We start from the raw sequence: 25,076 nt of genomic DNA, 5'->3' as shown, positions 1-25,076 counted from the left end.
CGCTCGCGATGGTTCCGGACGTTTATGAATTTCCCGGGCGTCTCCTCTGCGCGTCATCACCGGCTCATACCACCCTCCACGTCATCACCGGGCTTGTCCCGGTGATCCCGATACGAAGATCGCCGCGCTTCACACGATCGGGATGGCCGGGACAGGCCCGGCCATGACGGGGGAGGGTGGGAAGCCCTACTCGCCGGCCCATAGGGCCGTGCGGCTCCAGCCTTTCAGGATGCGGTCGATCCACGCGCGTTGCGGGCCGACGAGAATGCCCTGCGTGACGCCTCCGCATTGCCGGCCCTTGGCCGGCGACGACCAGCTCGTGATGGCCGCGATGGTCTCTCCGGACGCCATCGGGCCGCCGGAATCGCCCTGGCAGGCGCTGGCCGTGCCGGAGCCCTCGGCCCAGAGCAGGATGCGGCTCGGACCGAACGGCTCGACGGCGGTCAGGGACGCGGTGCGGAAGGTGCCCGAGGTCTTGGCATCGCCTTCGCGCGCCAGCCCGTACCCGCCGACGGTGACCGGATCGTTCTCCGCGATTGTCGTGGTCGCGAGGGTCGCGCGCTCGAACCGCGCCGGCAGGGCCTCGGGAATGCGCAGCAGGGCGAGATCGATGGAACGCTGCCGGGTCTCGATGGCCTTCGCATTGTAGCCCGGATGCACCGCCTTCGCGGCGGGGACGATCAGCACGGGCGCGCCGGTCTCGTCGCGGAAATGAACTCGGTGCTCGGCCGCGCCCGTCACGCAATGGGCCGCGGTGAGCACCACGTCGCGCGCCAGCACAACGGCGCTGCACACGCCGCCGTTCGAGCTCAGCACCATCACGCTCCGACGGGCGAGGGGGCCCGCATCCTCGCTGCCTCCCACGATGGCATCCGCCCGTGTCGCGGCGAGCGACAGGGCAAGACCGAGCATAACCACACGTTGCATCACTTCAAAGGATCCCTGTTCGAGATGATTCCCATATTCATCAGCGGGCCCGCCGTCGAGCCCGTCACGCTCGACGACATGAAAGCCTATCTCCGCGTCGATGGCGACGACGGCACGCAGGACGACCTGGTCGCGGGCCTCGTCAAGGCGGCACGCCTCATGGTCGAGGCGGCATCGCGGCGGATCCTGATCGAGCAGCGCTGGCGCGTGGTGCTGGACCGATGGCCGTCCGGCGGCACGATCCTGCTGCCGCTCGCGCCGCTCATCGCGGTGGACGGCATCACCCTGACCGATGCCGCAGGCAACCCGTCCGGCGTTCCGGCGAGCGCCTTCGAGGCGGACCTGGTGAGCGATCCGCCGCGCATCGCCGTGACGGGCGCGCCGGAGCCGGGCCGGGCGCGGCACGGGATTTCCATCGCGGTGCGGGCGGGCTTCGGCACGGGGCCCGAGGCGGTGCCGGGTCCGCTGAAGCTCGCGGTCCGCATCCTTGTCGCGCATTGGTTCGAGAACCGGGGCGACGTGACCGGCGCGCAGATCCTCCCGCCCGAAGCGCTCGCCCTCGTGGCGCCGTTCCAGCGGGCGCGGTTATAGGCCGGGGTCATTGCTACCCTCTACAGCCTTCGCGTCATCACCCGTCCGGTCCTGTCACTCTCGACGTCATGGCCGGGCTTGTCCCGGCCATCCCGATGCTGTGAAGCGCAGCGCTCTTCATATCGAGATCACCGGGACAAGTCCGGTGATGACGGGAAGCGCGAACGCCCGATCCCTGCCCACGTCGTGGTCGGCACAGGGCCGGTGATGACCCGGCGGGAACCGTTCCCTTCTTTCACCCTCGCATTCCCTCTCAAAGACATTGCCATGAGAACCAGACCCATTCGCATCGGCGCGCGGGCGCGCCGGTTCGTGCTCGAACTGCCGCTCGAACGACCCGACGGATTCGGCGGCGTCATCCGCACCTACACGGCGGGGCCGCAGCTCTGGGGCGCCATCGAGATGCTCTCGGGCGTCGAGCGCGTGCGCGCCGACCGGCCCGAGCAGAGCCTGACCCACCGCATCACCCTGCGCTACCGCGAGGGCGTGACCGGCGCCATGCGCCTGAGCGCGGGCTTGCGCCGCTTCGCGATCCGGGCGGCGTCCGACCCGGACGGGTCGCGGCGCGATCTCGTCTGCCTGGTCGAGGAGATGCGGCCATGACGAGTCCCGTTTTGGCCTTGCGCGGCGCGATCCTCGACGCGGCGGCCGCGGATGCGGAGCTGTGCGCGCTCATGGGCGGCTCGTTGCGCCTCTACGACGAGCCGCCGCGGGGCGCCGCTCCGGTCTATGCGCTGTTCTCGGACGTGCGTGCCGCCGATTGGTCGACGGATCGCGAGCGTGGGCACGAGCAGAGCCTCGGCATCGTCGTGTGGTCCGAGCCCGGCGGTGCCCGCACGGCGCTCGCCGTGGCCGAACGCCTCGACGCGATCCTCGATGACGCGGCGCTGACCCTCGACGGGCACCGCCTCGTCAACCTGCGCGTCACGGAGATTTCCGGCGAGCGCGACAAGGACACGCGGCTCACCCGCGTCACCCTGCGCCTGCGCGCGGTCACCGAGGTGGCGTGACCGGGTCCGTTCCTCCCGTCATGGCAGTGTCGCATATCGTGCCGGTCTCTCACGTCATGACCGGCCCTGCGTCTCCCCTGTCACCACCCGCCACGTCATGGCCGGGCTTGTCCCGGCCATCCCGATCCGGTGAGGCGCCGCGCTTCACAGAACTGAGATCACCGGCACGAGGCCGGTGATGACGTGGGGGTGTCGTTCCCGCCTGCAAAGGGCCTCTTTCCTCATTCGACAAAGGACATCCCATGCCTGCTCAGAAGGGCAAGGACCTGCTCATCAAGATCGGCGACGGCAGCAGCGGCTTCGTCACCGTGGCGGGGCTGCGCACGCGCCAGATCGCCTTCAACGCCGAGACCGTGGACGTCACCCATGCGGAATCCGCCGGGCGCTGGCGCGAGCTGCTCGCCGGCGCCGGCGTGCGCCGCGCGTCCATCTCCGGCTCCGGCGTGTTCAAGGACGAGGCGTCCGACACGCGCATGCGCCAGGTCTTCTTCGACAGGGACATTCTGATCTATCAGATCGTCATCCCGGATTTCGGCCGCATCGAGGGGCCGTTCCAGGTCACGAGCCTGGAATATCGCGGCGACCATGCCGGCGAGGTGACGTTCGAGATGGGCATCGAATCCGCCGGCGCGCTCGCGTTCGTGGCGCTGTGAGCGGGCGGACCCTCCGCATGCATCTCGCTACCGACGTCATCACCGGCCATGACCTGACAGGGACGATAATCCACACCAAGGAACACACGATGCCCAACAGACGACGGGGCGAGGTGGCGCTGCAGATCGGCGACACGTGCTACACCCTCTGCCTGACGCTCGGCGCGCTCGCGGAGCTCGAGGACGCGTTCGGCGTCCAGGACCTCACGGCGCTGGCCGAACGCTTCGGCGCCGGACGCCTGGCGAGCCGCGATCTCGTCACCCTGCTCGCGGTCGCGCTGCGCGGCGGCGGTCACGCGATGAGCGACCAGGAGGTGGCGCGGCTGCCGCTCGACGGCGGCATCGCGCCGGTCGCCGCGGCGCTCGCCGATCTTCTGCTCGTGACCTTCGGGGGAGGCGAGGAAACGCCAAACCCTCCCTAGCGCATCGCCCGGTCGCGGACGATGCGCTTGTCGAAGACACGAGCACCGGCTCGTCCGCTGCCCGTCCGGACGCTCCCGCAGGATGCGCGCCGCGCGCCTTCCCCTGGGACGACGCGATGGCCCTGGGTCTGAGCCTGCTGCGCTGGAGCCCGGATGGGTTCTGGCGCGCGACGCCGCGCGAGCTCGCGGCCGCCTGGGAGGGGCTGCACGGCGCACGGCGGACGGAGCCCGCCTCGCGGGGCGATCTCGGACGCCTGATGGAGGCGTTTCCGGATGGCGACGCGATCAGGGACAGGGAGTCCCTTCCGCGCCAGACGACATCATCGTGAAAAACCGTGCACGCCAGCTCACTGCGCTCATCGGCCTTTCCGATAGTGTCGCGGATCGTCATGCATCCGGGAAATCGTTTGTCGTTCCGAGGTGCTTTGCACCTCTCAGCGCCAAGCATTTGAAGAAGACGTTCCGCCAATCCAAATGGCGGACCGGACCTGGCTTCTGCGATGCGACGGCCTTTGTCGCTTCGTAGTCGCATTCGTTCTGCATCTTCGACCATTGCGCGGCGCTGATGCTTCCGATGTCGAAGACATCGTCAGGTGGACGGCTCGGCACACAGGCTGGTGCAGTGAGCGTCAGACCTGCGCAGAGGAAGATCAAGGAGGCTCGTTTGAGCGACAACCCTGCCAAAAGCCCCATCGCGGCCAACAATAGCGTAGAGGACGACCGCAAGCGCCAGCTCACCACTCTCATAGGCCTCTCCGACAAATTCGGCGATTCCCTGTCCAATGCTTTCGCCAAGAATGTCGCGGAAGGCAAGAAATTTGATAACGTTCTCAAGTCCGTGCGCCAATCCCTTGTGGAAACGGGGTTGCGCCTGGCGCTCGCGCCCCTGCAGACGGCCCTGAGCCAGAGCGTGAAGGGCATGATGACGGGGGCGCTCGGGAGCTCGCTGCCCCTCGACGGGGGCGGGCTCATCGGCGGTCTCACCAAGGGGCTGGGCTCGATCCTGGGCTCGCTCTTCGGCGGCGGCCCGGCCTTCGCGCAGGGCGGCGTGGTCTCGCGCGGCCTGGTGATGCCGTTCGCGCAAGGCGGCGTGGTCGGCGCGCCGACCTATTTCCCAATGGGACGCGGTCTCGGCCTCATGGGCGAGCGCGGCGCCGAGGCGGTGATGCCGCTGGCGCGCGGGCCCGACGGGCGGCTCGGCGTGCGCGCGGGCGGGAGCGGCGGGCGGCCGGTCTCCGTGACGGTCAACGTCTCGACCCCCGACGCGGACAGCTTCCGCCGCTCCGAGGCCCAGGTCTCGGCGGCGCTCGCCCGGGCCGTGGCCCGCGGCCAGCGCGGCATGTAGGGGCTCTCGGGGCCTCCGCCCGTCATGCTCGGTCCTGTCCCGGCCATCCCGATCAGGAAAGCGCCGCGCTGAAGAGTGTCGGGCTCACCCGCCCGCGCCGTCGAGCATCGCCATGATCTCGTCCTTGATCTTCAGGCGGCGGCGCTTGAGCTCCTCCTCGGCGTCCTCGGACTGGGGCTCCACCCGGGTCTCGATCCGGTGGATGGTGCGGTTGAGCTCATCGTACTCGTCGTAGAGCCGCGCGAAGTGGTTGTCGCTCGTCTTGAGCTGGTGGATCCGCTCGCGCTTGTCGGGGAAATCCTCCGCGAGGTCGTTGGGAGCGTTGCTCATCGCCAGTGGCCTCCGTGCCGTTCGGGGTTCGCACCGTCAACGCCACCCCGGTTCTTTCGTTTCACATTGCAGCAGGACCGACCATGGCCTCAGACTTCCACGAGGTCCGCTTTCCCCTCGACGTGGGCCTCGGCGGCCGCGGCGGGCCGGTGCGGCGGACCGACATCGTCACGCTCGCGTCCGGCCGCGAGCACCGCAACAGCCGCTGGGCCGGGTCCCGGCGCCGCTACGATGCGGGTCTCGGCGTCCGGACCGTCGACGCGCTGCACGCGGTGATCGCCTTCTTCGAGGAGCGGCGCGGCCGGCTCTATGGGTTCCGCTTCCGCGACCGCACCGACTGGCGCTCCGGCCCGCCCTCCAAGGAGCCGACGCCCCTCGACCAGCGCATCGGCACCGGCGACGGGCAGACCGCCGGCTTCCCGCTGGTGAAAATCTACGGGGCGTCGTTTGCGCCCTACAGCCGCCCCATCGCCAAGCCGGTCGGCGGCACCGTCCGGGTGGCGCTCGACGGGATCGAGCAGGCCGTCGGGTCGGGCTTCAACTGCGATCCGACCACAGGTCTCGTGACCTTCACGGCGCCGCCGCGCGCCGGCGCCATCGTGACGGCCGGCTTCACCTTCGACGTGCCGGTGCGGTTCGACACGGACGAGCTCGACATCGACCTCTCGGCCTTCGAGGCCGGCGACATCCCGCAGATCCCGCTGGTCGAGATCGTGCCTTAGACACCCTCCACGTCATCACCGGCCCTGTGCCGGTGATCCCGATCCCGATGGGTGCGGCGTTTCAATCGATCGGGATGGCCGGCACAAGGCCGGCCATGACGTGCTGAGATCGCGGACATCGCCCCAATAAAGATCAGAATCCCCATGCGTCCCATTTCCCAAAACCTCTCCGCCCATCTGGCCGGCGGGGCCACGAATCTGTGCCATTGCTGGAGGCTCGTGCGGCGCGACGGCGCGGCCTTCGGCTTCACCGATCACGACCGCGACCTCGCCTTCGGCGGGACGATCTACGCGGCCCGCACCGGGCTCGAGGCCGCCGAGGTGACGGCGGAGCTCGGCTTCGCGGTCGGCGGCGGCGAGGTGTCGGGCGCGCTCGTGTCGGCCGGGCTCACCGAGGACGACATCGCGTCGGGCCTCTACGACGATGCCGGCGTCGAGACCTGGCTCGTCAACTGGAGCAACGTGGACGAGCGCCTGCTCCTCGACGTCGGCTCCATCGGCGAGATCCGCCGCGCCGATGGCGGCTTCGTGGCCGAGGTGAGGGGCCTCATGCACCGGTTCGACGAAGAGCGCGGGCGCCTGTTCCGCGCCACCTGCGCGGCCGATCTCGGCGATGCGCGGTGCGGGATCGATCTGTCGTCGTCGCGCCATTCCGCGACCGGCGCCGTCGCGGCGACCGACGGGGCCCTGACCCTCGCGGCCTCCGGCATCGGTTTCGCCGACGGATGGTGCACGGCGGGCCAGCTCACGTGGACGAGCGGCGACAATGCCGGTCTGTCGGTCGAGATCAAGGTCCATCGCGCCACGGGCGGGACAGATACATTCGACCTGTGGCAGCGCGCCCCACAGCCCATCAGGATCGGCGACACGTTCCGGGTCACGGCCGGCTGCGACAAGACCCATGGGACATGCCGGGCGAAGTTCCGGAACGCGGTGAACTTCCGCGGCTTTCCGCACATGCCCGGCAACGACTTCATCATCCGCATGCCGCAGCAGGGCGAGCCCGGCCTGGACGGCGGCAGCTTCTTCCGGTGAGGGGCGTCGCCGGGTCGCAACCTGCCCGTCATGGCCGGCCTCGTGCCGGCCATCTCGATACGGAGGGGCGCGGCGCCTCAAGCAATCGGGATCACCGGGACAAGCCCGGTGATGACGTCGAGGGTTCAGGGCCGGTGATGACGCGAGGGCGTCGTTGGCGGCGACCTGAATCAGCGCATCCTTCTTCGTTCGTTCGAACAGCTGTTGCGAATATCACGATGCCCCAACCCCATCTCATCCTCGCCGAGGCCCGCTCGTGGATCGGCACGCCGTACCGCCACCAGGCCTCGCTCAAGGGCGTGGGCTGCGACTGCCTCGGCCTGCTGCGCGGCGTCTGGCGCGGCGTCATGGGCCGCGAGCCCGAAATGCCGCCGCCGTATTCGCCCGACTGGGCGGAGGCGGGCGCCGACACGCTGCTTGCCGCCGCGCGACGACACCTCGTCGAGATCGACCGCGACGCCCTCGCGGCCGGCGACGTGCTGCTGTTCCGCTGGCGCGCCGCTATGCCGGCCAAGCACTGCGCCATTGCCGCTTCACGCGACACGATGATCCACGCCCATGACGGCGCGTCGGTCGCCGAGGTGACGTTCCATCCCTGGTGGCGGCGACACCTCGCCCATGCCTTTCGCTTTCCGGATACGAACTGATGGCCACAATCGTTCTGCAAACCGTCGGCGCCGCGGTCGGCGGCATGATCGCCGGACCCCTCGGGGCCATGGCCGGGCGCGCGCTCGGCGGGCTCGCGGGAGCGGCCATCGACAACGCGCTGTTCGGGGGCGACACCACCAAGCATGTGGAGGGCCCGCGCCTCAAGGACATCGACGGGCTCACCTCGACGGAGGGCGCTCCGATCCCGCGGGTCTACGGCCGCGCGCGCATCGGCGGCCAGCTCATCTGGGCGACGCGCCTCGAGGAGGCGGTGAACACCGATGTCGACCGGGGATCCCAGGGCGGCAAGGGCATGAGCGGGCCGAAGACCGTCACCACCACCTATTCCTACTTCGCCAATCTCGCGGTCGGCCTGTGCGAGGGGCGCATCGCCTTCATCCGCCGCGTCTGGGCCGACGGGCGCGAGATCGATCTGAGCACCCTCACCATGCGCGTGCATGCGGGCAGCGAGACGCAGAGCGCCGATCCGCTGATCGTCGCCAAGGAGGGCGCGCAGAACGCGCCCGCCTATCGCGGCCTCGCCTATGTGGTGTTCGAGCGTCTGCCGCTGGCCGATTTCGGCAACCGCGTGCCGCAATTCTCCTTCGAGGTGGTGCGGCCGGTGGACGGCCTCAACCGCATGGTGCGGGCCGTCTGCCTGATCCCCGGGGCGAGCGAGTTCGGCTACGACACGCTGCCCGTCATGCGGGTGCTCGATCTCGGCAAGACCCGGCCGGAGAACCGCCACCAGATGCGGCGCGACACCGACGTGGCCGCCTCCCTCGATTCGCTCGAGGCTTTGTGCCCCAACCTGAAGCGCGTGTCGCTGGTGGTGAGCTGGTTCGGCGACGATCTTCGCGCCGGGTCGTGCCTGATCGAGCCGCGCGTCGACGTGAAGACCAAGACGACCGACGGCGCCGCCTGGTCGGTCGCGGGCGTGACGCGCGAGGCCGCGAAGGCGGTGTCGCTCGCCGGCGGGTCTCCCGCCTATGGCGGCACCCCGTCCGACGAGACGGTGATGCGCCTGATCCGCAACCTGAAGGCGCGCGGTCTCGAAGTGGTGCTCTATCCCTTCGTGATGATGGACGTGCCCAAGGACAATGACCTGCCCGACCCTTACGGCGGCACCGGGCAGGCACCCTATCCCTGGCGCGGTCGCATCACCTGCCATCCCGCGCCGGGCCGCGGCGGCTCGCCCGACGGCACGGCCGCCGCCGCCGTGCAGGTCGACAGCTGGTTCACCCGCTCGGCGGGCTTCAACCGCATGGTGCTTCATTACGCGAACCTGGCCGAAGAAGCCGGCGGCGTTCACGGCTTCATCCTCGGCAGCGAGCTCGTGGGCCTGACCCGCGTGCGCTCCGCATCGGGCATCTATCCGGCCGTGGCGCGGCTCAAGGCGCTGGCCGGGCAGGCGCGCGATGTCCTGCGCGCCTCCACGAAGATCGTCTATGCGGCCGACTGGACGGAATACGGCGCGCATGTTCTCGACGGCGGCGACGAGGTGCGCTTTCCCCTCGACCCGCTCTTCGCCAGCTCCGCCATCGATGCGGTCGGCATCGACTACTACCCGCCGATTGCGGACTGGCGCGACGGTCCGGGTCACGCGGATCTCTCCGCCGCCCGCAGCGTCTACGACGTCGATTACCTGCGCGCGCGCCTCGGCGGCGGCGAAGCGTTCGACTGGTACTATGCCGATGCGTCCGAGCGGGCCGCGCAGGTCCGCCGGCCCATCACGGACGGCGCGCACGGCAAGCCGTGGGTCTTCCGCGCCAAGGATCTCGTCTCGTGGTGGTCGAACCGGCACGTGGAGCGCGTGAACGGCGTCGAGACCGGCGCGACCCCGTGGCAGCCGCACGCGAAGCCGATCTGGCTCACCGAGATCGGCGTGCCCGCGGTGGACAAGGGGCCGAACGGCCCCAACGTGTTTCCCGATCCGAAATCCTCGGAATCCGCCTATCCGCCGTTCTCCCGCGGCGTGCGCGACGATCTCGCTCAGGCGCGTACGCTCGAGGCCATTCTCTCGCGCTTCGATCCGGCCCAGAGGGGCTTCTCACCGGAGTACAATCCGACGTCCCCGTTCTATGGCGGGCGCATGGTCGATCCGGACAGCGTTTTCGTCTGGGCCTGGGATGCGCGGCCCTATCCGGCCTTTCCCGATTTCGACACCGTGTGGTCGGACGGCCGAAACTGGGAGACGGGTCACTGGATCACCGGACGGATCGAGGGCGCGACTCTCGACCGCCTCATCGCGCGCATCCTGCGCGATTACGGGTTTGCCGCTCCGGGCACCATTCCCGTCGACGGTTTCGTCGACGGCTACGTGATCGACCGGCCCATGTCCGTGCGCGGCGCGCTCGAGCCGCTGCTGCGTCTCTTCGGCGTCGATGCCGTGGCGCGCGGCGGTGCCGTCGCGTGGCAGGGGCGCGGCGGCCGGGCCGTCGTCCAACTGACCAAGGACGATCTCGTGCTCGGCGAACGGGGGCCGTCGCTCACGCTCACCCGCGCCCAGGAAACCGAGCTGCCGCAGCAGGTGGAGATCGGATTCATCGAAGGCGACACCGACTATCGCCGCGCCTCCGTGGCGTCGCGGCGCCTGTCCGGTGCGAGCCGCCGGGAGGCGAGGGCGGACAGCGCCGTCGTCACCCGCCGGGCGGAGGCGCAGCGCCTCGCCGAGACCTGGCTTCAGGACCTGTGGGCCGGGCGCGAGGGCGCCGAGTTCGAGCTGTCGCCGCGGCGGCTCGACCTGGAGCCGGGCGACGTGATCGCGCTTCCCACCGATGCGGGTCCCAAACTGCATCGCATCACGCGCATCGCCGACGGGGCGACGCGCAAGGTCAGCACGCGCGCGGTCGAACCCGCCGTGTTCGAGCGGCCGGGCGCATCCGCCGAGAAACCGGTGAGGCGTCCGCCGCCGGTTCCCGGCAAGCCGCAGGTCGTGGTGCTCGACCTGCCGGCGGCCTTCGGCGATCCGGCGCCCCTGCAATACGTGGCGGTCGCGGCCGATCCCTGGCCCGGCGCCATGACGATCTGGCGTTCCGGCGATGCCGCCAGCTTCGCGCCCGTCCGGGTGATCGGCCTGCCGGCCGTGATCGGACGGACCGGGACGGCGCTCCCGCCGGGTCCGCTCTGGCGCTGGGACCCGCGCGCCACGCTCGACGTGGAGATCTCCTCGGGAGCCCTGAGCAGCCTCGACGACGAGGCCGTGCTCGGCGGCCGCAACCTCTTTGCCCTGCAGGGTCCGGACGGCCGCTGGGAGATCGTCGCCGCCGCGCGCGCCGAGATGATCGGCGAGCGCAGCTATCGGCTCTCGCGCTTCCTGCGCGGCCTCGCCGGGTCCGAGCCCGAGGCCGGCCGCACGGTGCCGGCGGGAGCCCTTCTGGTCAAACTCGACGAGGCTGTCGTACCGCTCGCCACGGGCCTGCAGGATCTCGGCCGGACCTGGCGCTACCGCGTCGGTCCCTCGGGCCGGGACCATGGGGATCCGGCGGTTGCCGAAACGATCGCGACGGCGGGGGCGGATGCACTCAGGCCCTTGAGCCCGGTGCATGTCACGGCCACCCACGAGGCCGGCGGCGTCCGCCTCGCATGGACGCGCCGCACGCGCCAGGGCGGCGACGGCTGGGAGCCGCTCGACGTGCCGCTGGCCGAGGATGCGGAGCGCTACGCGATCGACATCCTCAAGGACAACGGGGTCGTGCGCACGCTCGCCAGCCCACAGGCCTCCGTCCTTTACGCCCATGCCGACGAGGCGGCCGATTTCGGCGCGCCTCAATCCGCGCTCGCCGTCCGCATCGCGCAATGGAGCGCCGTGGCCGGGCGCGGCATCGAGCGGCACGCGACGGTCGCCGTGCGCTGACCGACCGCGTGCTTTTCGGCCGCGCCGGCGCGCCGGGCACGATACCCTCCACCGTCATGGCCGGGCTTGTCCCGGTCATCCCGATTGCTTGAAGCGCCGCGCTTTTCGTATCGGGATCACCGGCACAAGGCCGGTGATGACGTGGCGGGTGGCCCCATTTCCCTGTCTCCATCAGAGCCCATCACCTCATGTCCTCCACGCCTCATCTCTCCCTGCCGCTGCTCGCTGCCGCGCAGGCGCAAAAGCACGTCACCCACAACGAGGCGCTCGCATCGCTTGACGCGCTCGTGCAGCTCGCCGTCAAGGAACGCGGCCGCACCGCGCCGCCGGCCTCGCCCGAGGACGGCGACCGCTTCCTCGTCGGCGCGGGCGCCACGGGCGCCTTCGCGGGCCATGAGGGCGCCGTCGCGCTGTTCGACCTCGCGAGCTGGCGCTTCCTCACGCCGCGCCCCGGATGGCGCGCCTATGTGGAGGCCGAGGATCTGCTCGTCCTGTTCGACGGCGCCGCCTGGACTCCCGTCGGGGCGGTTCCGGACGCGCTCGACAATCTGGATCGGCTCGGGATCGGCACGGCGGCCGACGGGACCAACCGCCTGTCGGCGAAGCTCAACGCGGCGTTGTTCTCGGCGCTGTCCGCCGAGGAGGGCGGCACGGGCGATCTGCGCGTCGTGCTCGACAAGAGCACGGAGGCCGGGGTGCTGTCGCAGCTCTACCAGCGCGGATACAGCGGGCGCGCGGAGACCGGCCTGATCGGCAGCGACGATTTCTGCATCCGCGTGTCCGCCGACGGAACCCTGTGGCGCGACGCGCTGCTCGTGGACCGCCGGACCGGCGTCGCGTCGTTTCCCTGCGGCCTCGCGAACGTGCCGGGTGCGAACCTCCTGATCAACGCGGCCTTCCGGGTGAACCAGCGCCGGTTCGCCGGCGGGGCGCTCGCCGCCGGCGTCTACGGCTTCGACCGCTGGAAGGCCGGACCGGGCGGCTGCACCCTCGGCGTCGCGGCGGACGGCACGGTATCGCTGTCCGGGGCGCTCGATCAGGTGGTCGACTTCGCTCAGGCGGCCGAGACCGGCGCGGCGAGCTTCGCCGGCGCGACCCTGACGCTCTCGGTCGAGGATCCGTCGGATCCTCTGCCGGTCGCCGTCGGGACGAAGACCGCCACGATCCCGGCCGGTCCCGGACGGCGCTGGGCGAGCGTCACGCTCGACGGGTCCGAGACCTGGCCCGTCACGGTGCGGCTCCAGCCGTCGGCCCCATGCTCCTTCAGGCGGGTCAAGCTGGAGCTCGGCGCGCAGGCGACGCCCTGGGCGGGCGTGCCGGCCGACATCGAGGAGCTGCGCTGCCGCCGCTACTACCAGCGCCTTGCCGCCAGCGGCGGAACGCCTGCCATCCTCGGCGCCCTCGGGCAGCGCGTCGGCAACAACGTCATCGATTGTCCCTGCACCCTGCCGGTGCCGATGCGGGCCGACCCGGTGCTGACGACCAGCGGGCCCGGCTGGTTCAACGGAGCCCCGTCGGGCAACCAGATCGGCTTCTACAACAATTCTGGCGCGTCCTGGACGCTGATCACCGGAGCGCTGACCGTCACGACGCTGGCGGCGGCCGGTGCGGCCGGCCTCGTCCTTCGGCTGCAGGCCGGCACCGCGTTCAGCGGATCGGTTGGCGCGGTCGGTAACCTCTATCTGGGTAACCTGGCCTTCTTCGCCCTGCAGGCGGAACTGTGAGGAGACGCGGATGACTGGTTCTTCGTCACGCTTCGAGACCGCCGTCGAACAGACGCTCCGGCACGAAGGCGGCTTCGTGCAGCATCCCCGCGATCCGGGCGGCGCGACCAAGTTCGGCATCACCCGCGAGACCCTCGCCCGGGCGCGCGGCCGTCCGGCCTCCGCGGCCGACGTGCGGCGCCTCACCCGCCGCGAGGCGGTCGCCATCTACCGGCGGCTGTTCTGGAACGCCGTGCGGGCCGACGAGCTGCCGCCCGGGCTCGATCTCGCGGTGTTCGACCTCGCGGTCAATTCCGGCCCCGCGCGGGCCGCCGGCATGCTGCAGGAGATCCTCGGCGTCCCGGCCGACGGCATCGTCGGACCGGTCACGCTCGAGGCGGCCCGCGCGGCCGACATCCCGGAGACGATCCGCCGCCTCACGAAGGCGCGCCTCGGCTTGCTCGGACGCCTCGCCGCCTGGCCGGTCTTCGGCATCGGCTGGCGCCGGCGCGTCCTAGCCGTCGAGCGGGAGGCCCTCCGGCTCTCATCCCTTCCACCCTCGTCCTCAAGGAACGTCTGACATGCTCGATACCAAGACCATTCTCGCCAGCCGCACCGTCTGGGCCAACCTCGTCGGCCTCGCGGCGCTCGTCCTCGGGCTCCTCGGCTTCGACGGGTCGGCCCTGGCCACCGGCGCCTTCGAGGAGACGCTCGTCCAGCTCGTCGCGGCGGCGAGCTTCATCGCCTCGACGATGTTCCGGATCCTGGCCACGAAACAGATTCTGAATTAGAAGCATTTTCAGGGAGATGGGGCCGGTCGTCGGCACGGAGGCCGGCCCGATCGCATTCAGAATTCGTTCAGTGCGGCAAAGGCATGGTCGTCTCATGCGTCTGGTCTGGGTGTTGATAGCGTTGTGGGGCATGGGGGGGGCGGCGTCGGCGCAGAGCGCGGCCGCGGCCCTCAAGAACTGCCTGCCTCCCCGCGAGATGCAGGAGGCGGTGGCGGCCAAGGGCGTCGTCGCTCCGGCATCCGCCGTGATGACGGCACGGCGCCAGATCCCGGGCGCCGACGTGGTCCGGGCCAGCCTCTGCCGCAACAGCGACGACCTTGTCTATGTGATCTCGGTCCTGCAAAAGGACGGTCGCATCGTCCAGGTGACGATCGACGGACCCTCCGGTCGCGTGAAGTCGGTCCATTAAGGGAAGCTCGAACCGTGCGCCTACTCGTTGTCGAGGATGACAGAACCCTCAATCAGCAGATCGTGACCGCCCTTGAGCAGGCGGGCTACGCGGTGGATGCCGCCATGGACGGCGAGGAAGGGCAGTTCCTCGGCGAAACCGAGCCCTACGACGCCATCATCCTCGATCTCGGCCTGCCGAAGGTGGACGGGGTGTCGGTCCTGACCGCCTGGCGCCGCGAGGGGCACAAGACCCCGGTGATCATCCTGACCGCACGCGACCGCTGGAGCGACAAGGTCCAGGGCTTCGACGCCGGCGCCGACGACTACGTGACCAAGCCTTTCCACATGGAGGAGCTTCTCGCCCGCGTCCGCGCGCTGCTGCGCCGCTCCGCCGGCCACGCCACGAGCGAGATCGCCTGCGGGCCCGTGAAGCTCGACACCCGCTCGGGCCGGGTCGCCGTCGACGGCAACCCGGTGAAGCTCACCTCGCACGAGTACCGGCTCCTGTCCTACCTCATGCACCATACCGGCCGCATCGTTTCGCGCGGCGAGCTGACCGAGCATCTCTACGATCAGGATTTCGACCGGGATTCGAACACGATCGAGGTCTTCATCGGCCGCCTGCGCAAGAAGCTCGGGGTCGACATCATCCAGACGGTGCGGGGACTGGGCTATCTCCTCGACGCGAGCCAGACCAAGACGTGACCGGCCTGTCGCCGCTCGTCAAACGGTTTGCGGGCCGGCCCATCGCGGTCCGTCTCGCGGTCTCGTCCGTCTTCTGGAGCTTCGTGATCCTGCTGATCGCCGGGCTCATCCTGTCGACGCTCTACCGCGACAACACGGAACGCGCCTTCGACCAGCGGCTCCTCGTCTACGCCAACACGCTCGCGTCCAACCTCGTCGGGCCGGGCGATCCGGACCGGGATCTCGGCCCCATTGGCGATCCCCGGTTCGAGCTGCCCCTGTCGGGCTGGTACTGGCAGGTGGCGCGGCCCAATGCGGCGGCGGGCGAGATCCGCTCGTCGAAATCCCTGTTCGGCGGGCAATTGCCGAGCCTCGCCACCGGGGACAACCGCTTCGGCCAGATCCGCCGCGGCTACGGCCGGGCGCCGGACGAGCGCAACCTGCGCATCATCGAGCGCGACATCGATCTCGGCGAGGACGGACGCTACATCATCCGGGTCGCCGGCCCGGCCGACGAGATCGACGTGGCCGTGCGGGACTTCATCTTCGCCCTGACCGTCACCTTCGCGCTCCTCGGCATCGGCCTCGGCTTCACCACGCTCCTGCAGATCCGCTTCGGCCTGCGGCCGCTCGCCAATCTGCGCAGCGCTCTCGGGGCGATCCGGCGCGGGGAGGCGGAGCGGATCGTCGGCGAATACCCGCGCGACATCTCTCCGCTGGCAGGCGAGCTGAACCTTCTGCTCGACACCAACCGGGAGATCCTGGAGCGCGCCCGCACGCAGGTCGGCAATCTGGCCCACGCGCTCAAGACGCCGCTCAGCATCATCATGAACGAGGCCGAGAACGCACCCGACGACGTGGCCGCCCGGGTCCGCGAGCAGGCCACGACCATGCGCGACCAGGTCAATTACTATCTCGACCGGGCACGCGCGGCGGCGCTCGCGGGAACCCTCGGCACGCTCACCGAGGCCGAGCCCGTCATCGCGGGCCTCGCGCGCACCTTCGCGAAAATCTACCGCGACAAGGACCTGGAGGTGGCGCTGGCGGTCCCGCCGGACCTGCGCTTCCGCGGCGAGAGGCAGGACCTGGAGGAGATGGCCGGCAATCTCATCGACAACGCGGCCAAATGGGCCGCCGGCAAGGTCGAGGTGTCGGTCGAGATCGTGCGCGAGGACGACCGGCCCCGCTTCCGCCTGCTCATCGACGACGACGGCCCGGGCCTGCCGGAGGCCGCCCGCGCGGAGGTCCTCAAGCGCGGCCGCCGTCTCGACGAGACCAAGCCCGGATCGGGCCTCGGGCTCTCGATCGTCAGCGATCTGGCGGCGCTCTACCGCGGCTCGCTCCGACTCGACGCGTCGCCCATGGGGGGCCTGCGCGCCATCCTCGAACTGCCAGGGGATAGGAGCGCGCCTTAAGGACATTTACGCGTGACACCGTGCCACCGTCGTGCTTCAGGGGAACACGCAGTAAATAGGACTTTATGGTGATCTGGATCATTCTCCTGGCGATGACGGCGGCGGCCGTGATGGCGGTGCTTTGGCCGCTGTCGCGTCATTACGCCGTCACGCGGCAGGCGGATCCGGACACGCAGTTCTACCGCGAGCAGATCGCCGAGATCGAGCGGGATCAGGCGCGCGGCGTGCTGATGCCGAGCGAGGCCGACGCCGCCAAGGCCGAGGCCGGACGGCGCCTCCTGCGGGCGACCGGCCTGCACGGCCAGGATCAGGCGGCGGTCGGCGAGCCGGCCCTGCGCCGCCGTCGGGCGGCCTCGACCCTGGCCCTGTCGATCATCCCGATCCTGGCGCTCGCCACCTATGAAATCTACGGGTCGCCCCAGGCGCCCGCCCAGGTACCGACGGCTGCAACGGCCCAGCCGGCCGGCAACGTCGATCTCATGCAGGCGGTGGCCCAGATCGAGACCCATCTGGCGAACAACCCCCAGGACGGCCGCGGCTGGGAGGTCATCGCGCCGGTCTACCTCCGCATGGGCCGCATGGACGATGCCGTGAAGGCCTACGAGGCGGCGGTCCGCTCCCTGCCGCCGGATGCCGACCGGTTCGCCAATTACGGCGAGGTCCTGGTCATGTCCAAGGACGGGCTCGTGTCGGCCGATGCCCAGGCGGCCTTCGAACAGGCCGTCAAGCTCGATGCGGCTTCGCCCAAGGCCCGCTTCTACCTGGCCCGCGCGGCGGCGCAGGACGGGCAGACCGCGAAGGCCAAGGCCGCCTATGCGGAACTGCTCGCATCCTCGCCCGCGGACGCGCCCTGGGTCGAGGCCGTGAGGCAGGAACTGGCATCCCTCGACGCGCCGGCCGGCCAGGCGGCGGACAACCGGATCGGCCCGGAGGCGATCGCCGGCATGGTGGCGGGCCTCGCGAGCCGCCTGGAGGCGCAAGGCGGCTCGGCCGAGGAATGGGCGCGACTGATGCGCTCCTATACGGTCCTGGGCCAGCGTGATAAAGCCCTGGCGGCCGCACGACGGGCCCGGGAGGCGCTGGCGCAGGACAACGCCGGCTTGAAGACCATCGACACGATGGCCCAGGAACTGAAACTGACCGACGCTCAGCCATGACGCGAAAACAACGCCGCCTCACTCTCATCGGTGTCGCAGGATGCGTCCTGGCGATCGCGCTCGGCCTCGTGCTCTACGCCATGAACGACACGATCGTGTTCTTCAATTCGCCGGCCGACATCCAGGCGAAGAACGTGCAGCCCGGGACGCGCATCCGCCTCGGCGGCCTCGTCAAGGAGGGCTCCGTGCAGCGCGGCTCCGACCAGCAGATCACCTTCGAGGTCATGGACGCGCAGGCGGCCATCCAGGTGAGCTACAAGGGCCTGCTGCCCGACCTGTTCCGCGAGGGACAAGGCGTCGTGGCCGAGGGCGTGCTCGTCGGCCCAGGCGCCTTCCGGGCCGATTCCGTGCTCGCCAAGCACGACGAGAACTACATGCCCCGCGAGGTGGCCGATACCCTGAAGAAGCAGGGGCACTGGATGGGCGAGGCCAATGCCGCGCCCAAGACGCAGTAACGTGACGCAGTAGCAAGGGAGAGCCTTCGTGTTGGTCGAGGCCGGACATTTCGCACTCGCGCTGGCGCTTGGGCTGTCCCTGATCCAGTTCGTCGTGCCGCTCTGGGGCGCGCGCGCCAACGATCCCGTGCTCATGGCCGTGGCGCCGGCGGGCGCGCTCGCCGTGCTCGCCTGTATCGCGTTCTCGTTCCTGGCCCTGACCCTGGCCTACGTGAACTCCGACTTCTCGGTGCTCAACGTGGTCCAGAACTCCCATTCGGCGAAGCCGCTGATCTACAAGATCTCCGGCGTGTGGGGGAACCATGAGGGCTCCATGCTGCTCTGGGTGCTGATCCTGTCCCTGTTCGGCGCCGTGGTGGCGGTTGCACGAAACGTCCCGATGCGGCTGCAGGCGAACACGCTCGCCGTTCAGGCCCTGATCACCATCGCGTTCCTGCTGTTCATCCTCACCACGTCCAATCCGTTCGCCCGCGTCTTCCCGGCGGCCCCCGAGGGGCAGGATCTCAACCCGCTGCTGCAGGATCCGGGCCTCGCGATTCATCCGCCGCTGCTCTACATCGGCTATGTGGGCTTCTCGATCTCCTTCGCGTTCGCGTGCGCGGCCCTGATCGACGGTCGCATCGATGCGGTCTGGGCCAGGATCGTGCGTCCCTGGACGCTCGGCGCCTGGGCGTTCCTGACGCTGGGCATCGCCATGGGGTCGTACTGGGCCTATTACGAACTCGGCTGGGGCGGCTGGTGGTTCTGGGACCCGGTGGAGAATGCCTCGCTCATGCCGTGGCTCGCCGGCACCGCGCTCCTGCATTCCACCGTCGTGATGGAGAAGCGCGACGCGCTCAAGGTCTGGACCATCCTGCTCGCGATCCTGACCTTCTCCCTGTCGCTGCTCGGCACCTTCCTGGTCCGCTCGGGCGTGCTCACTTCGGTGCATTCCTTCGCGGTCGATCCGGAGCGCGGCACGTTCATCCTCGGGATCCTGATCTTGTTCATCGGCGGCTCGCTGGCGCTCTTCGCCTGGCGCGCGCCCATGCTCCGGCAGGGCGGCCTGTTCGCGCCCGTGTCGCGGGAGGGCGCGCTCGTCCTCAACAACCTCTTCCTCGCCACCGCCTGCGCGACCGTGTTCATCGGCACGCTCTACCCGCTCGCGCTCGAAGTGCTGACCGGCGAGAAGATCTCGGTCGGGGCGCCGTTCTTCAACTTCACCTTCCTGCCGCTGATCGTGCCGCTGCTGCTGCTGCTGCCGCTCGGCCAGACGCTGGCCTGGAAGCGCGGCAACTTCCTCGGCACGGCCCAGCGCCTTTATGCGGTGTTCGGCGTCTCGCTGGTGGCGACAGTCGCCCTGTTCGCGCTCCAGCACGGCGGGCCGGTGGCCGCGCCGCTCGGGGTCGGGCTCGGCGTCTACCTGGTTCTCGGCTCCCTCAACGAAATCCTCACGCGGTCCTGGTCCCGGGGCACGCCGCTTGCCGTCGCCTGGCGCAAGGCCTCCGGCCTGCCGCGCTCCGCCTGGGGCACGGCGATCGCGCATGCGGGCGTCGGCCTGACGGTCATCGGCATCGCCGCGACGGCCTGGGGCGTGGAAGCCATCGGCAGCCTGCGGGTCGGCGAGCGGCTCAGGGCGGGCGATTACGAGGTGCGCCTCGAACGCATCATTCCGCGCGTCGAGGCGAACTACCGGGAGGACGTCGCCATCCTGACGGTCATGGGGGCGGGCCGGGAGCTCGGCACGATCGAGACCATGAAGCGGCTCTACGTGACGCGCGGCATGCCGACCACGGAGGCCGGCATCCTGACCACGGGCCTCGGTCAAGTCTATGCCAGCATCGGCGAGGTGCAGGCGGACGGGTCGATCGGCATGAGGCTCTACCACAAGCCGCTCGTCCTGCTGATCTGGATTGGCTCCCTCGTAATGGCGGCCGGCGGCGCGCTGTCCCTGACGGACCGGCGGCTGCGCATCGGGGCTCCGGCGCGTGCGAAGATCGCGCCGCCGGCTGCGGTCCCGGCGGAGTAGGCCATGCGTTTCGTGCTCGCTCTCCTCGCGGCTCTCGCGCTCGCCGGTCCGGTCCTCGCCGTGCAGCCGGACGAGGTGCTGAAGGATCAGGCCCTGGAGAAGCGGGCGCGCGACATTTCAGCGGGCTTGCGCTGCCTCGTCTGCCAGAACCAGTCCATCGACGATTCCGACGCGCAGCTCGCCAAGGATCTGCGGCTCCTGGTGCGAGAGCGCCTGGTGGCGGGCGACACGGACGCCCAGGTGCGCGACTTCCTGGTGCAGCGCTACGGCGAGTTCGTGCTGCTCAAGCCCACGTTCCGAGGGCACACCCTGCTGCTCTGGCTGACGCCTGCGCTCGTTCTGGTCCTCGGCGGCATCGGGGCCTACGCGGCCATGAAACGCCGCCCGCGGCCCGCCGCCGCACTCGACGCGCAGGAGCAGAAGGCGCTCGAGGACCTGCTCAAGCGCGATCAGGGGGCCTGACGGCCCGCGGCCGGGTCCGCGGGACGGGCGATCCGGGCCGGTCTCTCGAACGGCGGCGCGGCGCGCGTTAAGCACGTTCCCGCCTTTCTGTTGAGCAAGCCATTTTGTCGCGGCGCCAAGCTGAGGATCGGCTGATATCCGACACTCACATCTCCCGATATTTCCCCTGCGAAAGGTCCGGTCGTGAAGCTTGCGGCCCGTGGATTGTGTCTGTTCCTTCTCGCCCTTCCTTTCACCGCCCGCGCGGGCGAGGATCTCGTGGCCGAGGATCTCGTCGCCAAGCGCGAGTCCTGCCGCATCGAGGCGCGAAGCCGGATCGTGCCCAAGCGCAAGATCCAGGTCGACGATTACCGGCGCATCGTGGAGCGGCGCGCGGCCTACGTGACCCAGTGCATCAGCAGCACCGTGGTGGCCCGCAGCAGCGCGCCGCTGCCGCCGCAGCGGGTGCTCGACGACGCCGACGGGCGGCCGGACGCGGTCCTGCCTGGCCGGGACGCGCCGAGCCGCAAGGTTGGGCGTGCGAACCGCGAGAGGACGAAGATCGCTTCGGCGAGGCCGGCCAAAGCGGCGAAGTCCAAGGGCCGGAAGGTCAGGGTCTCGTCCCGCCGGGGGCGGTAACGTCTCCCACGTCGTGGCCGCTTCAACACACTCGGGCTGTTTCAAGACACTCGGGCTGTTATGGCCGGGCTTATCCCGGCCATCCCGGTCCGGTGAGGCGCGGCACCTCAAACAAGCGAGATCACCGGCACAAGGCCGGTGATGACGAGGGAGGGGAGGCCGAGGCCGCCCATCCTCAAACCTTACCAACAATTCATCTCCGGGTGAGGGTGCCGTAAGGCGCGACCCCCCATCTTGCTCCCATGACGAACCCGAGAGGGTTCCGCCGAAGATTCTTCGAGGAGAGACAAGAGATGTTGGACAAGGTTTCCACCCCCGCCCGCAAGCGCACCGCAAAGTGGCTCGGCGCAGCGGCCGTGGCCGCGATCATCGCGGGCGGCGCCGTCGAGAGCGGTCTGGTTGCTCCCACGCCCGCCCATGCCGAACTGCGCTCGATGGCGCAGCCGGTCCAGAGCGTCCCGTCCTTCGCCGACGTGATCGACCGGGTCAAGCCTGCCGTCGTGGCCGTGAAGGTCAAGGTGCAGAACGTCGCCGACCGCAACAACAACGACGACGACGAGGACGGCCAGCAGTTCTCGATGCCCGACCTGCCCCCGGGCCATCCGATGGAGCGCTTCTTCCGCCAGTTCCGCGATCAGATGCCCGGCCGCGGCGATCGTGGTCCGCGCCAGGAGCGTCCGCGCCACTTCGGCCAGGCTCTCGGCTCCGGCTTCTTCATCTCGGGCGACGGCTATGTGGTGACGAACAACCACGTGGTCGAGAACGGCTCCGCGGTCGAGATCACCATGGACGACGGCAAGACCCTCGACGCCAAGGTGATCGGCACCGACCCGAAGACCGACCTCGCCCTGCTGAAGGTCGAAGGCAACGACTTTCCCTATGTCCGCCTGGCGCCCCAGAAGGCCCGGATCGGCGACTGGGTGATGGCGATCGGCAACCCGTTCGGCCTCGGCGGCACGGTGACGGCCGGCATCGTGTCGGCCCAGCACCGCGACATCGGCTCGGGCCCGTACGACGACTACATCCAGATCGACGCCTCGGTGAACAAGGGCAACTCGGGTGGCCCGACCTTCAACCTGGCCGGCGAGGTGGTCGGCGTGAACACGGCGATCTTCTCGCCGTCGGGCGGCAATGTGGGCATCGCTTTCGCGATCCCGGCGAGCACGGTCGAGAGCGTGGTGTCGTCACTGAAGGACAAGGGCTCCGTGACCCGCGGATTCATCGGCGTGCAGATGCAGCCGGTGACCAAGGAGATCGCCGAGGCGATCGGCCTCAAGGAGCCCAAGGGCGCTCTCGTGGCCGAGGCCCTGAAGGACAGCCCCGCCGCCAAGGCCGGCATCCGGACCGGCGACACGATCGTGGCCGTCGACGGCGAGCCGATCAAGGAAGCGAAGGATCTGTCCCGCAAGGTGGCGGGCGTCGCTCCCGGAAAGTCCCTGTCGCTCACCCTCTGGCGTGAGGGCAAGGAGCGGACCGTGACCCTCGAGGTCGGGGCTCAGCCGAAGGGCGCATGATCCACACAAGGTAGTAGGACACCGGGGTTTTGAGTTGATTGCCCCTGACACCTGGTGTCTTCTGCCCACGGCAGGCCGGCCTCATCCCCCTCCAAGGCCGGCCTGCCGTCGGGTTTTCTTCATCGCGTCACACGTGGGCTTATGCGGATTCTCATCATCGAGGACGACAAAGAGGCGGCGTCCTACCTGGTCAAGGCGTTCCGGGAAGCGGGCCACGTGGCGGATCACGCCGCCGACGGGCTCGACGGCTACGCGATGGCCGAGGAGGGCGATTACGACGTGCTCGTGGTCGACCGCATGCTGCCCAAGCTCGACGGCCTGTCCCTGATCCGGTCCCTGCGCGAGCAGCGGGTCGAGACGCCGGTCCTCATCCTGTCCGCCCTGGGCCAGGTCGACGACCGGGTGAAGGGCCTGCGCGCCGGCGGCGACGATTACCTGCCCAAGCCCTATGCCTTCTCCGAGCTTCTGGCCCGCGTCGAGGTTCTCTCGCGCCGCCGCAGCGCGGCCCCCAGCACCGAGCCTACGGTCTATCGCGTCGCCGATCTCGAGCTCGACCGCCTGTCCCATCGGGTGACGCGCTCCGGCCAGGAGATCGTGCTGCAGCCGCGCGAGTTCAGGCTGCTCGAATATCTCATGAAGAACGCCAACCAGGTGGTCACCCGCACCATGCTGCTGGAGCACGTGTGGGACTATCACTTCGACCCGCAGACGAACGTCATCGACGTGCACGTCTCGCGCCTGCGCGCCAAGATCGACAAGGGCTTCGACAAGCCCCTGATCCACACCATCCGCGGGGCGGGCTACATGGTGCGCGTCGGCCAGGAGGGCGACGAGGAATGAGCGTGCCGCGATGAACGCTTCCATGAGCGCCCTCGGCAAGCTCGTCCGGACGACGGCGTTCAAGCTGTCCTTCGCGTATCTCCTCATCTTCACCATCTTCGCCTTCGTGGGCCTGGGCTACGTGGCCTGGAACGCCCAGCGGCTGCTCACCGACCAGTTCGTGTCGACCATCGAGAGCGAGATCAACAGCCTGTCGGACCAGTACCGGTTCGGCGGCCTGCGCCGCCTCGTGAACATCGTCGAGCGACGCTCGCGCGCGCCGGGCGCCATGCTCTACCTCGTCACCACGGAAACGGGCGAGCGGGTCGCGGGCAACGTGGGCGCCCTGCCGCCAGGCGTGATCGGCCGCACGGGCCAGTTCGAGACGCTCTACAACCGCACCGACGAGACGGAGGCGCGGCCCGACATGGCGATCGTGCGGGTCTATCTCCTGCCCGGCGGGTTCAGGCTGCTGGTCGGGCGGGACATCGAGGAACGCCGGCGCCTTCAGGAGGTGATCTACCGCGCCTTCGGCTATTCGCTGCTCTTCATCGTCGTGCTCGGCTGCGTCGGCGGCTGGTTCATCACGCGGCGCGTGCTCAAGCGCGTCGACGACATGACCGAGATCACGCGCCACATCATGACCGGAGATCTGGGCGGGCGCCTCAAGATCGCCGGAACCGGCGACGAGCTCGACCGCCTGGCTCAGAACCTCAACGACATGCTCGACCGCATCGGCGAGCTGATGCGCGGCATGCAGGAGGTCTCGGACAACATCGCCCACGACCTGAAGACGCCGCTGACGCGCCTGCGCAACAAGGCCGACGAGGCCCTGCGTACCGCGAGCACGCCCGACGAGCTGAGATCCGCCCTCGAGGCCACCATCGAGGAGAGCGACAACCTCATCCGCATCTTCAACGCGCTGCTCATGATCGCCCGCCTGGAGGCCGGCAACGCCCGCGAGGGGCTGGCGGATTTCGACGCCGCCGAGGCGGTGCGGGATGTGGCCGAGCTCTACGAGGCGCTGGCCGAGGAGGCGGGCGTGTCGCTCGCCGTGTCCGTGGAGGACGACCTGCCTGTCCATGGCAGCCGCGAGCTCCTGGGCCAGGCCATGGCGAACCTCCTCGACAACGCGCTGAAATACGGTTCCGCGGCCGGCGGCGTGCCTCAGACGATCAGCGTGTCGGCGCATCGCCGCGACGGCGAGGTGCGGATCGCGGTGGCCGATCACGGCCCCGGCATCCCGGCCTCCGAACGCGGCCGCGTGCTCGAGCGGTTCGTCCGTCTCGAGACGGCGCGCTCCCGCCCGGGATTCGGCCTCGGCCTCAGCCTGGCGGCCGCCGTCGCGAGGCTGCACGGCGGAGCCCTGCTGCTGGAGGATAACGAGCCCGGCTTGCGGGTGATCCTGGCCATGCCTCTCAAGGCCGTCGAACTGCCGCAGGCGCCCCTGCAATCGGCCGCGTGACGGTGAAGGACATCGCTGCGGTTTCCACGTCATCACCGGGCTTGTCCCGGTAATCC

The 25,076-nt window shown here is 69.7% G+C and carries 27 protein-coding genes; 25 read left to right on the top strand and 2 right to left on the bottom strand.

Translation table 11 applies throughout. The features are described 5' to 3' along the window. Positions 1-186: 186 nt before the first annotated feature. Positions 187-927 carry a S1 family peptidase gene (locus HPT29_RS17210; protein ID WP_173947000.1) on the bottom strand — a complete coding sequence of 247 codons (741 nt, stop codon included), beginning with the start codon at positions 925-927 and terminating at the stop codon, positions 187-189. 24 nt (positions 928-951) lie between these two features. Between HPT29_RS17210 and HPT29_RS17205 the strand changes: the two genes are divergently transcribed. The 7 genes from HPT29_RS17205 to HPT29_RS17175 all read left to right on the top strand — a co-directional run bounded on the left by HPT29_RS17205 (position 952) and on the right by HPT29_RS17175 (position 4,948). Then, positions 952-1,518 carry a head-tail connector protein gene (locus HPT29_RS17205; RefSeq protein ID WP_173946999.1) on the top strand — a complete coding sequence of 189 codons (567 nt, stop codon included), beginning with the start codon at positions 952-954 and terminating at the stop codon, positions 1,516-1,518. Between the two features lie 267 nt (positions 1,519-1,785). After that, positions 1,786-2,121 (top strand): phage head closure protein, encoded by a 336-nt coding sequence (locus tag HPT29_RS17200; RefSeq protein ID WP_173946998.1) that lies wholly within the window; start codon positions 1,786-1,788, stop codon positions 2,119-2,121. Further along, positions 2,118-2,528 (top strand): DUF3168 domain-containing protein, encoded by a 411-nt coding sequence (locus HPT29_RS17195; protein ID WP_173946997.1) that lies wholly within the window; start codon positions 2,118-2,120, stop codon positions 2,526-2,528. The genes HPT29_RS17200 and HPT29_RS17195 overlap by 4 nt, the downstream gene beginning before the upstream one ends. 242 nt (positions 2,529-2,770) lie before the next feature. Further along, positions 2,771-3,181 carry a phage major tail protein, TP901-1 family gene (locus HPT29_RS17190; protein WP_173946996.1) on the top strand — a complete coding sequence of 137 codons (411 nt, stop codon included), beginning with the start codon at positions 2,771-2,773 and terminating at the stop codon, positions 3,179-3,181. 89 nt (positions 3,182-3,270) lie between these two features. Further along, positions 3,271-3,603: a gene transfer agent family protein gene (locus HPT29_RS17185; RefSeq protein WP_173946995.1), complete on the top strand. Its 333-nt coding sequence runs from the start codon at positions 3,271-3,273 to the stop codon at positions 3,601-3,603. Between the two features lie 116 nt (positions 3,604-3,719). Further along, complete coding sequence (locus tag HPT29_RS17180; RefSeq protein ID WP_173946994.1) at positions 3,720-3,932, top strand: phage tail assembly chaperone; 213 nt, start codon at positions 3,720-3,722, stop codon at positions 3,930-3,932. Positions 3,933-4,267: 335 nt separating this feature from the next. After that, positions 4,268-4,948: a phage tail tape measure protein gene (locus HPT29_RS17175; protein WP_210272056.1), complete on the top strand. Its 681-nt coding sequence runs from the start codon at positions 4,268-4,270 to the stop codon at positions 4,946-4,948. An 84-nt stretch (positions 4,949-5,032) separates the two neighbouring features. On the opposite strand, the gene HPT29_RS17170 is transcribed toward HPT29_RS17175, so the two are convergent. Further along, entirely contained in the window at positions 5,033-5,278 is a 246-nt protein-coding gene (locus HPT29_RS17170) for an HP1242/YdcH family protein (RefSeq protein ID WP_173946993.1), read from the bottom strand. An 83-nt stretch (positions 5,279-5,361) separates the two neighbouring features. On the opposite strand from HPT29_RS17170, the gene HPT29_RS17165 reads away from it, so the two are divergent. The 18 genes from HPT29_RS17165 to HPT29_RS17080 all read left to right on the top strand — a co-directional run bounded on the left by HPT29_RS17165 (position 5,362) and on the right by HPT29_RS17080 (position 25,020). Beyond that, positions 5,362-6,000 (top strand): DUF2460 domain-containing protein, encoded by a 639-nt coding sequence (locus HPT29_RS17165; RefSeq protein ID WP_173946992.1) that lies wholly within the window; start codon positions 5,362-5,364, stop codon positions 5,998-6,000. A 144-nt stretch (positions 6,001-6,144) separates the two neighbouring features. Then, positions 6,145-7,035 carry a DUF2163 domain-containing protein gene (locus HPT29_RS17160; RefSeq protein WP_173946991.1) on the top strand — a complete coding sequence of 297 codons (891 nt, stop codon included), beginning with the start codon at positions 6,145-6,147 and terminating at the stop codon, positions 7,033-7,035. Between the two features lie 218 nt (positions 7,036-7,253). Continuing rightward, complete coding sequence (locus HPT29_RS17155) at positions 7,254-7,682, top strand: NlpC/P60 family protein (protein ID WP_173946990.1); 429 nt, start codon at positions 7,254-7,256, stop codon at positions 7,680-7,682. Next, complete coding sequence (locus tag HPT29_RS17150) at positions 7,682-11,539, top strand: baseplate multidomain protein megatron (protein ID WP_173946989.1); 3,858 nt, start codon at positions 7,682-7,684, stop codon at positions 11,537-11,539. Before HPT29_RS17155 ends, HPT29_RS17150 begins: the two co-directional genes overlap by 1 nt. Before the next feature lie 188 nt (positions 11,540-11,727). Next, a complete protein-coding gene (locus HPT29_RS17145) occupies positions 11,728-13,263 on the top strand; it encodes a DUF2793 domain-containing protein (protein WP_173946988.1) in 1,536 nt (511 codons plus the stop codon). A gap of 10 nt (positions 13,264-13,273) precedes the next feature. After that, the gene (locus tag HPT29_RS17140) at positions 13,274-13,822 is read left to right on the top strand and encodes a glycoside hydrolase family 108 protein (RefSeq protein WP_173946987.1); all 549 of its coding nucleotides are present in this window, start codon (positions 13,274-13,276) and stop codon (positions 13,820-13,822) included. A gap of 1 nt (position 13,823) precedes the next feature. Continuing rightward, positions 13,824-14,033, top strand: coding sequence for a hypothetical protein (locus tag HPT29_RS17135; protein ID WP_173946986.1), 210 nt, complete (start codon positions 13,824-13,826; stop codon positions 14,031-14,033). Between the two features lie 94 nt (positions 14,034-14,127). Beyond that, positions 14,128-14,442 (top strand): PepSY domain-containing protein, encoded by a 315-nt coding sequence (locus HPT29_RS17130; protein WP_173946985.1) that lies wholly within the window; start codon positions 14,128-14,130, stop codon positions 14,440-14,442. Between the two features lie 14 nt (positions 14,443-14,456). After that, positions 14,457-15,128, top strand: a complete 672-nt coding sequence (locus HPT29_RS17125; RefSeq protein ID WP_173946984.1) for a response regulator transcription factor — start codon at positions 14,457-14,459, stop codon at positions 15,126-15,128. Continuing rightward, complete coding sequence (locus HPT29_RS17120) at positions 15,125-16,522, top strand: sensor histidine kinase (protein WP_371823192.1); 1,398 nt, start codon at positions 15,125-15,127, stop codon at positions 16,520-16,522. The genes HPT29_RS17125 and HPT29_RS17120 overlap by 4 nt, the downstream gene beginning before the upstream one ends. A gap of 65 nt (positions 16,523-16,587) precedes the next feature. Continuing rightward, on the top strand, positions 16,588-17,679 hold the full coding sequence (ccmI, locus tag HPT29_RS17115) for a c-type cytochrome biogenesis protein CcmI (RefSeq protein WP_173946983.1): 1,092 nt from the start codon (positions 16,588-16,590) through the stop codon (positions 17,677-17,679). Next, positions 17,676-18,134 carry a cytochrome c maturation protein CcmE gene (ccmE, locus tag HPT29_RS17110; protein ID WP_173946982.1) on the top strand — a complete coding sequence of 153 codons (459 nt, stop codon included), beginning with the start codon at positions 17,676-17,678 and terminating at the stop codon, positions 18,132-18,134. Before ccmI ends, ccmE begins: the two co-directional genes overlap by 4 nt. A 28-nt stretch (positions 18,135-18,162) precedes the next feature. After that, positions 18,163-20,142: a heme lyase CcmF/NrfE family subunit gene (locus HPT29_RS17105; RefSeq protein WP_173946981.1), complete on the top strand. Its 1,980-nt coding sequence runs from the start codon at positions 18,163-18,165 to the stop codon at positions 20,140-20,142. A 3-nt stretch (positions 20,143-20,145) separates the two neighbouring features. Further along, on the top strand, positions 20,146-20,604 hold the full coding sequence (locus HPT29_RS17100) for a cytochrome c-type biogenesis protein (protein WP_173946980.1): 459 nt from the start codon (positions 20,146-20,148) through the stop codon (positions 20,602-20,604). Positions 20,605-20,787: 183 nt separating this feature from the next. Beyond that, positions 20,788-21,222, top strand: a complete 435-nt coding sequence (locus HPT29_RS17095) for a hypothetical protein (protein ID WP_173946979.1) — start codon at positions 20,788-20,790, stop codon at positions 21,220-21,222. Positions 21,223-21,515: 293 nt separating this feature from the next. Beyond that, a complete protein-coding gene (locus tag HPT29_RS17090; RefSeq protein WP_173946978.1) occupies positions 21,516-22,736 on the top strand; it encodes a S1C family serine protease in 1,221 nt (406 codons plus the stop codon). 141 nt (positions 22,737-22,877) lie between these two features. Then, positions 22,878-23,576 (top strand): winged helix-turn-helix domain-containing protein, encoded by a 699-nt coding sequence (locus HPT29_RS17085; RefSeq protein ID WP_173946977.1) that lies wholly within the window; start codon positions 22,878-22,880, stop codon positions 23,574-23,576. 10 nt (positions 23,577-23,586) lie between these two features. Continuing rightward, positions 23,587-25,020 (top strand): HAMP domain-containing sensor histidine kinase, encoded by a 1,434-nt coding sequence (locus HPT29_RS17080; RefSeq protein WP_173946976.1) that lies wholly within the window; start codon positions 23,587-23,589, stop codon positions 25,018-25,020. Positions 25,021-25,076: the final 56 nt, after the last annotated feature.

Source organism: Microvirga terrae (assembly GCF_013307435.2).
Taxonomy (GTDB): Bacteria; Pseudomonadota; Alphaproteobacteria; order Rhizobiales; family Beijerinckiaceae; genus Microvirga; species Microvirga terrae.
This window is presented reverse-complemented; position numbering and strand designations above follow the sequence as displayed.

Bases quoted from the DNA above. Each gene is read 5' to 3' on its own strand.
- HPT29_RS17210 (WP_173947000.1), bottom strand. From the start codon at position 927: ATGCAACGTGTGGTTATGCTCGGTCTTGCCCTGTCGCTCGCCGCGACA.
- HPT29_RS17205 (WP_173946999.1), top strand. From the start codon at position 952: ATGATTCCCATATTCATCAGCGGGCCCGCCGTCGAGCCCGTCACGCTC.
- HPT29_RS17200 (WP_173946998.1), top strand. From the start codon at position 1,786: ATGAGAACCAGACCCATTCGCATCGGCGCGCGGGCGCGCCGGTTCGTG.
- HPT29_RS17195 (WP_173946997.1), top strand. From the start codon at position 2,118: ATGACGAGTCCCGTTTTGGCCTTGCGCGGCGCGATCCTCGACGCGGCG.
- HPT29_RS17190 (WP_173946996.1), top strand. From the start codon at position 2,771: ATGCCTGCTCAGAAGGGCAAGGACCTGCTCATCAAGATCGGCGACGGC.
- HPT29_RS17185 (WP_173946995.1), top strand. From the start codon at position 3,271: ATGCCCAACAGACGACGGGGCGAGGTGGCGCTGCAGATCGGCGACACG.
- HPT29_RS17180 (WP_173946994.1), top strand. From the start codon at position 3,720: ATGGCCCTGGGTCTGAGCCTGCTGCGCTGGAGCCCGGATGGGTTCTGG.
- HPT29_RS17170 (WP_173946993.1), bottom strand. From the start codon at position 5,278: ATGAGCAACGCTCCCAACGACCTCGCGGAGGATTTCCCCGACAAGCGC.
- HPT29_RS17165 (WP_173946992.1), top strand. From the start codon at position 5,362: ATGGCCTCAGACTTCCACGAGGTCCGCTTTCCCCTCGACGTGGGCCTC.
- HPT29_RS17160 (WP_173946991.1), top strand. From the start codon at position 6,145: ATGCGTCCCATTTCCCAAAACCTCTCCGCCCATCTGGCCGGCGGGGCC.
- HPT29_RS17155 (WP_173946990.1), top strand. From the start codon at position 7,254: ATGCCCCAACCCCATCTCATCCTCGCCGAGGCCCGCTCGTGGATCGGC.
- HPT29_RS17150 (WP_173946989.1), top strand. From the start codon at position 7,682: ATGGCCACAATCGTTCTGCAAACCGTCGGCGCCGCGGTCGGCGGCATG.
- HPT29_RS17145 (WP_173946988.1), top strand. From the start codon at position 11,728: ATGTCCTCCACGCCTCATCTCTCCCTGCCGCTGCTCGCTGCCGCGCAG.
- HPT29_RS17140 (WP_173946987.1), top strand. From the start codon at position 13,274: ATGACTGGTTCTTCGTCACGCTTCGAGACCGCCGTCGAACAGACGCTC.
- HPT29_RS17135 (WP_173946986.1), top strand. From the start codon at position 13,824: ATGCTCGATACCAAGACCATTCTCGCCAGCCGCACCGTCTGGGCCAAC.
- HPT29_RS17130 (WP_173946985.1), top strand. From the start codon at position 14,128: ATGCGTCTGGTCTGGGTGTTGATAGCGTTGTGGGGCATGGGGGGGGCG.
- ccmI (WP_173946983.1), top strand. From the start codon at position 16,588: ATGGTGATCTGGATCATTCTCCTGGCGATGACGGCGGCGGCCGTGATG.
- ccmE (WP_173946982.1), top strand. From the start codon at position 17,676: ATGACGCGAAAACAACGCCGCCTCACTCTCATCGGTGTCGCAGGATGC.
- HPT29_RS17100 (WP_173946980.1), top strand. From the start codon at position 20,146: ATGCGTTTCGTGCTCGCTCTCCTCGCGGCTCTCGCGCTCGCCGGTCCG.
- HPT29_RS17090 (WP_173946978.1), top strand. From the start codon at position 21,516: ATGTTGGACAAGGTTTCCACCCCCGCCCGCAAGCGCACCGCAAAGTGG.
- HPT29_RS17085 (WP_173946977.1), top strand. From the start codon at position 22,878: ATGCGGATTCTCATCATCGAGGACGACAAAGAGGCGGCGTCCTACCTG.
- HPT29_RS17080 (WP_173946976.1), top strand. From the start codon at position 23,587: ATGAACGCTTCCATGAGCGCCCTCGGCAAGCTCGTCCGGACGACGGCG.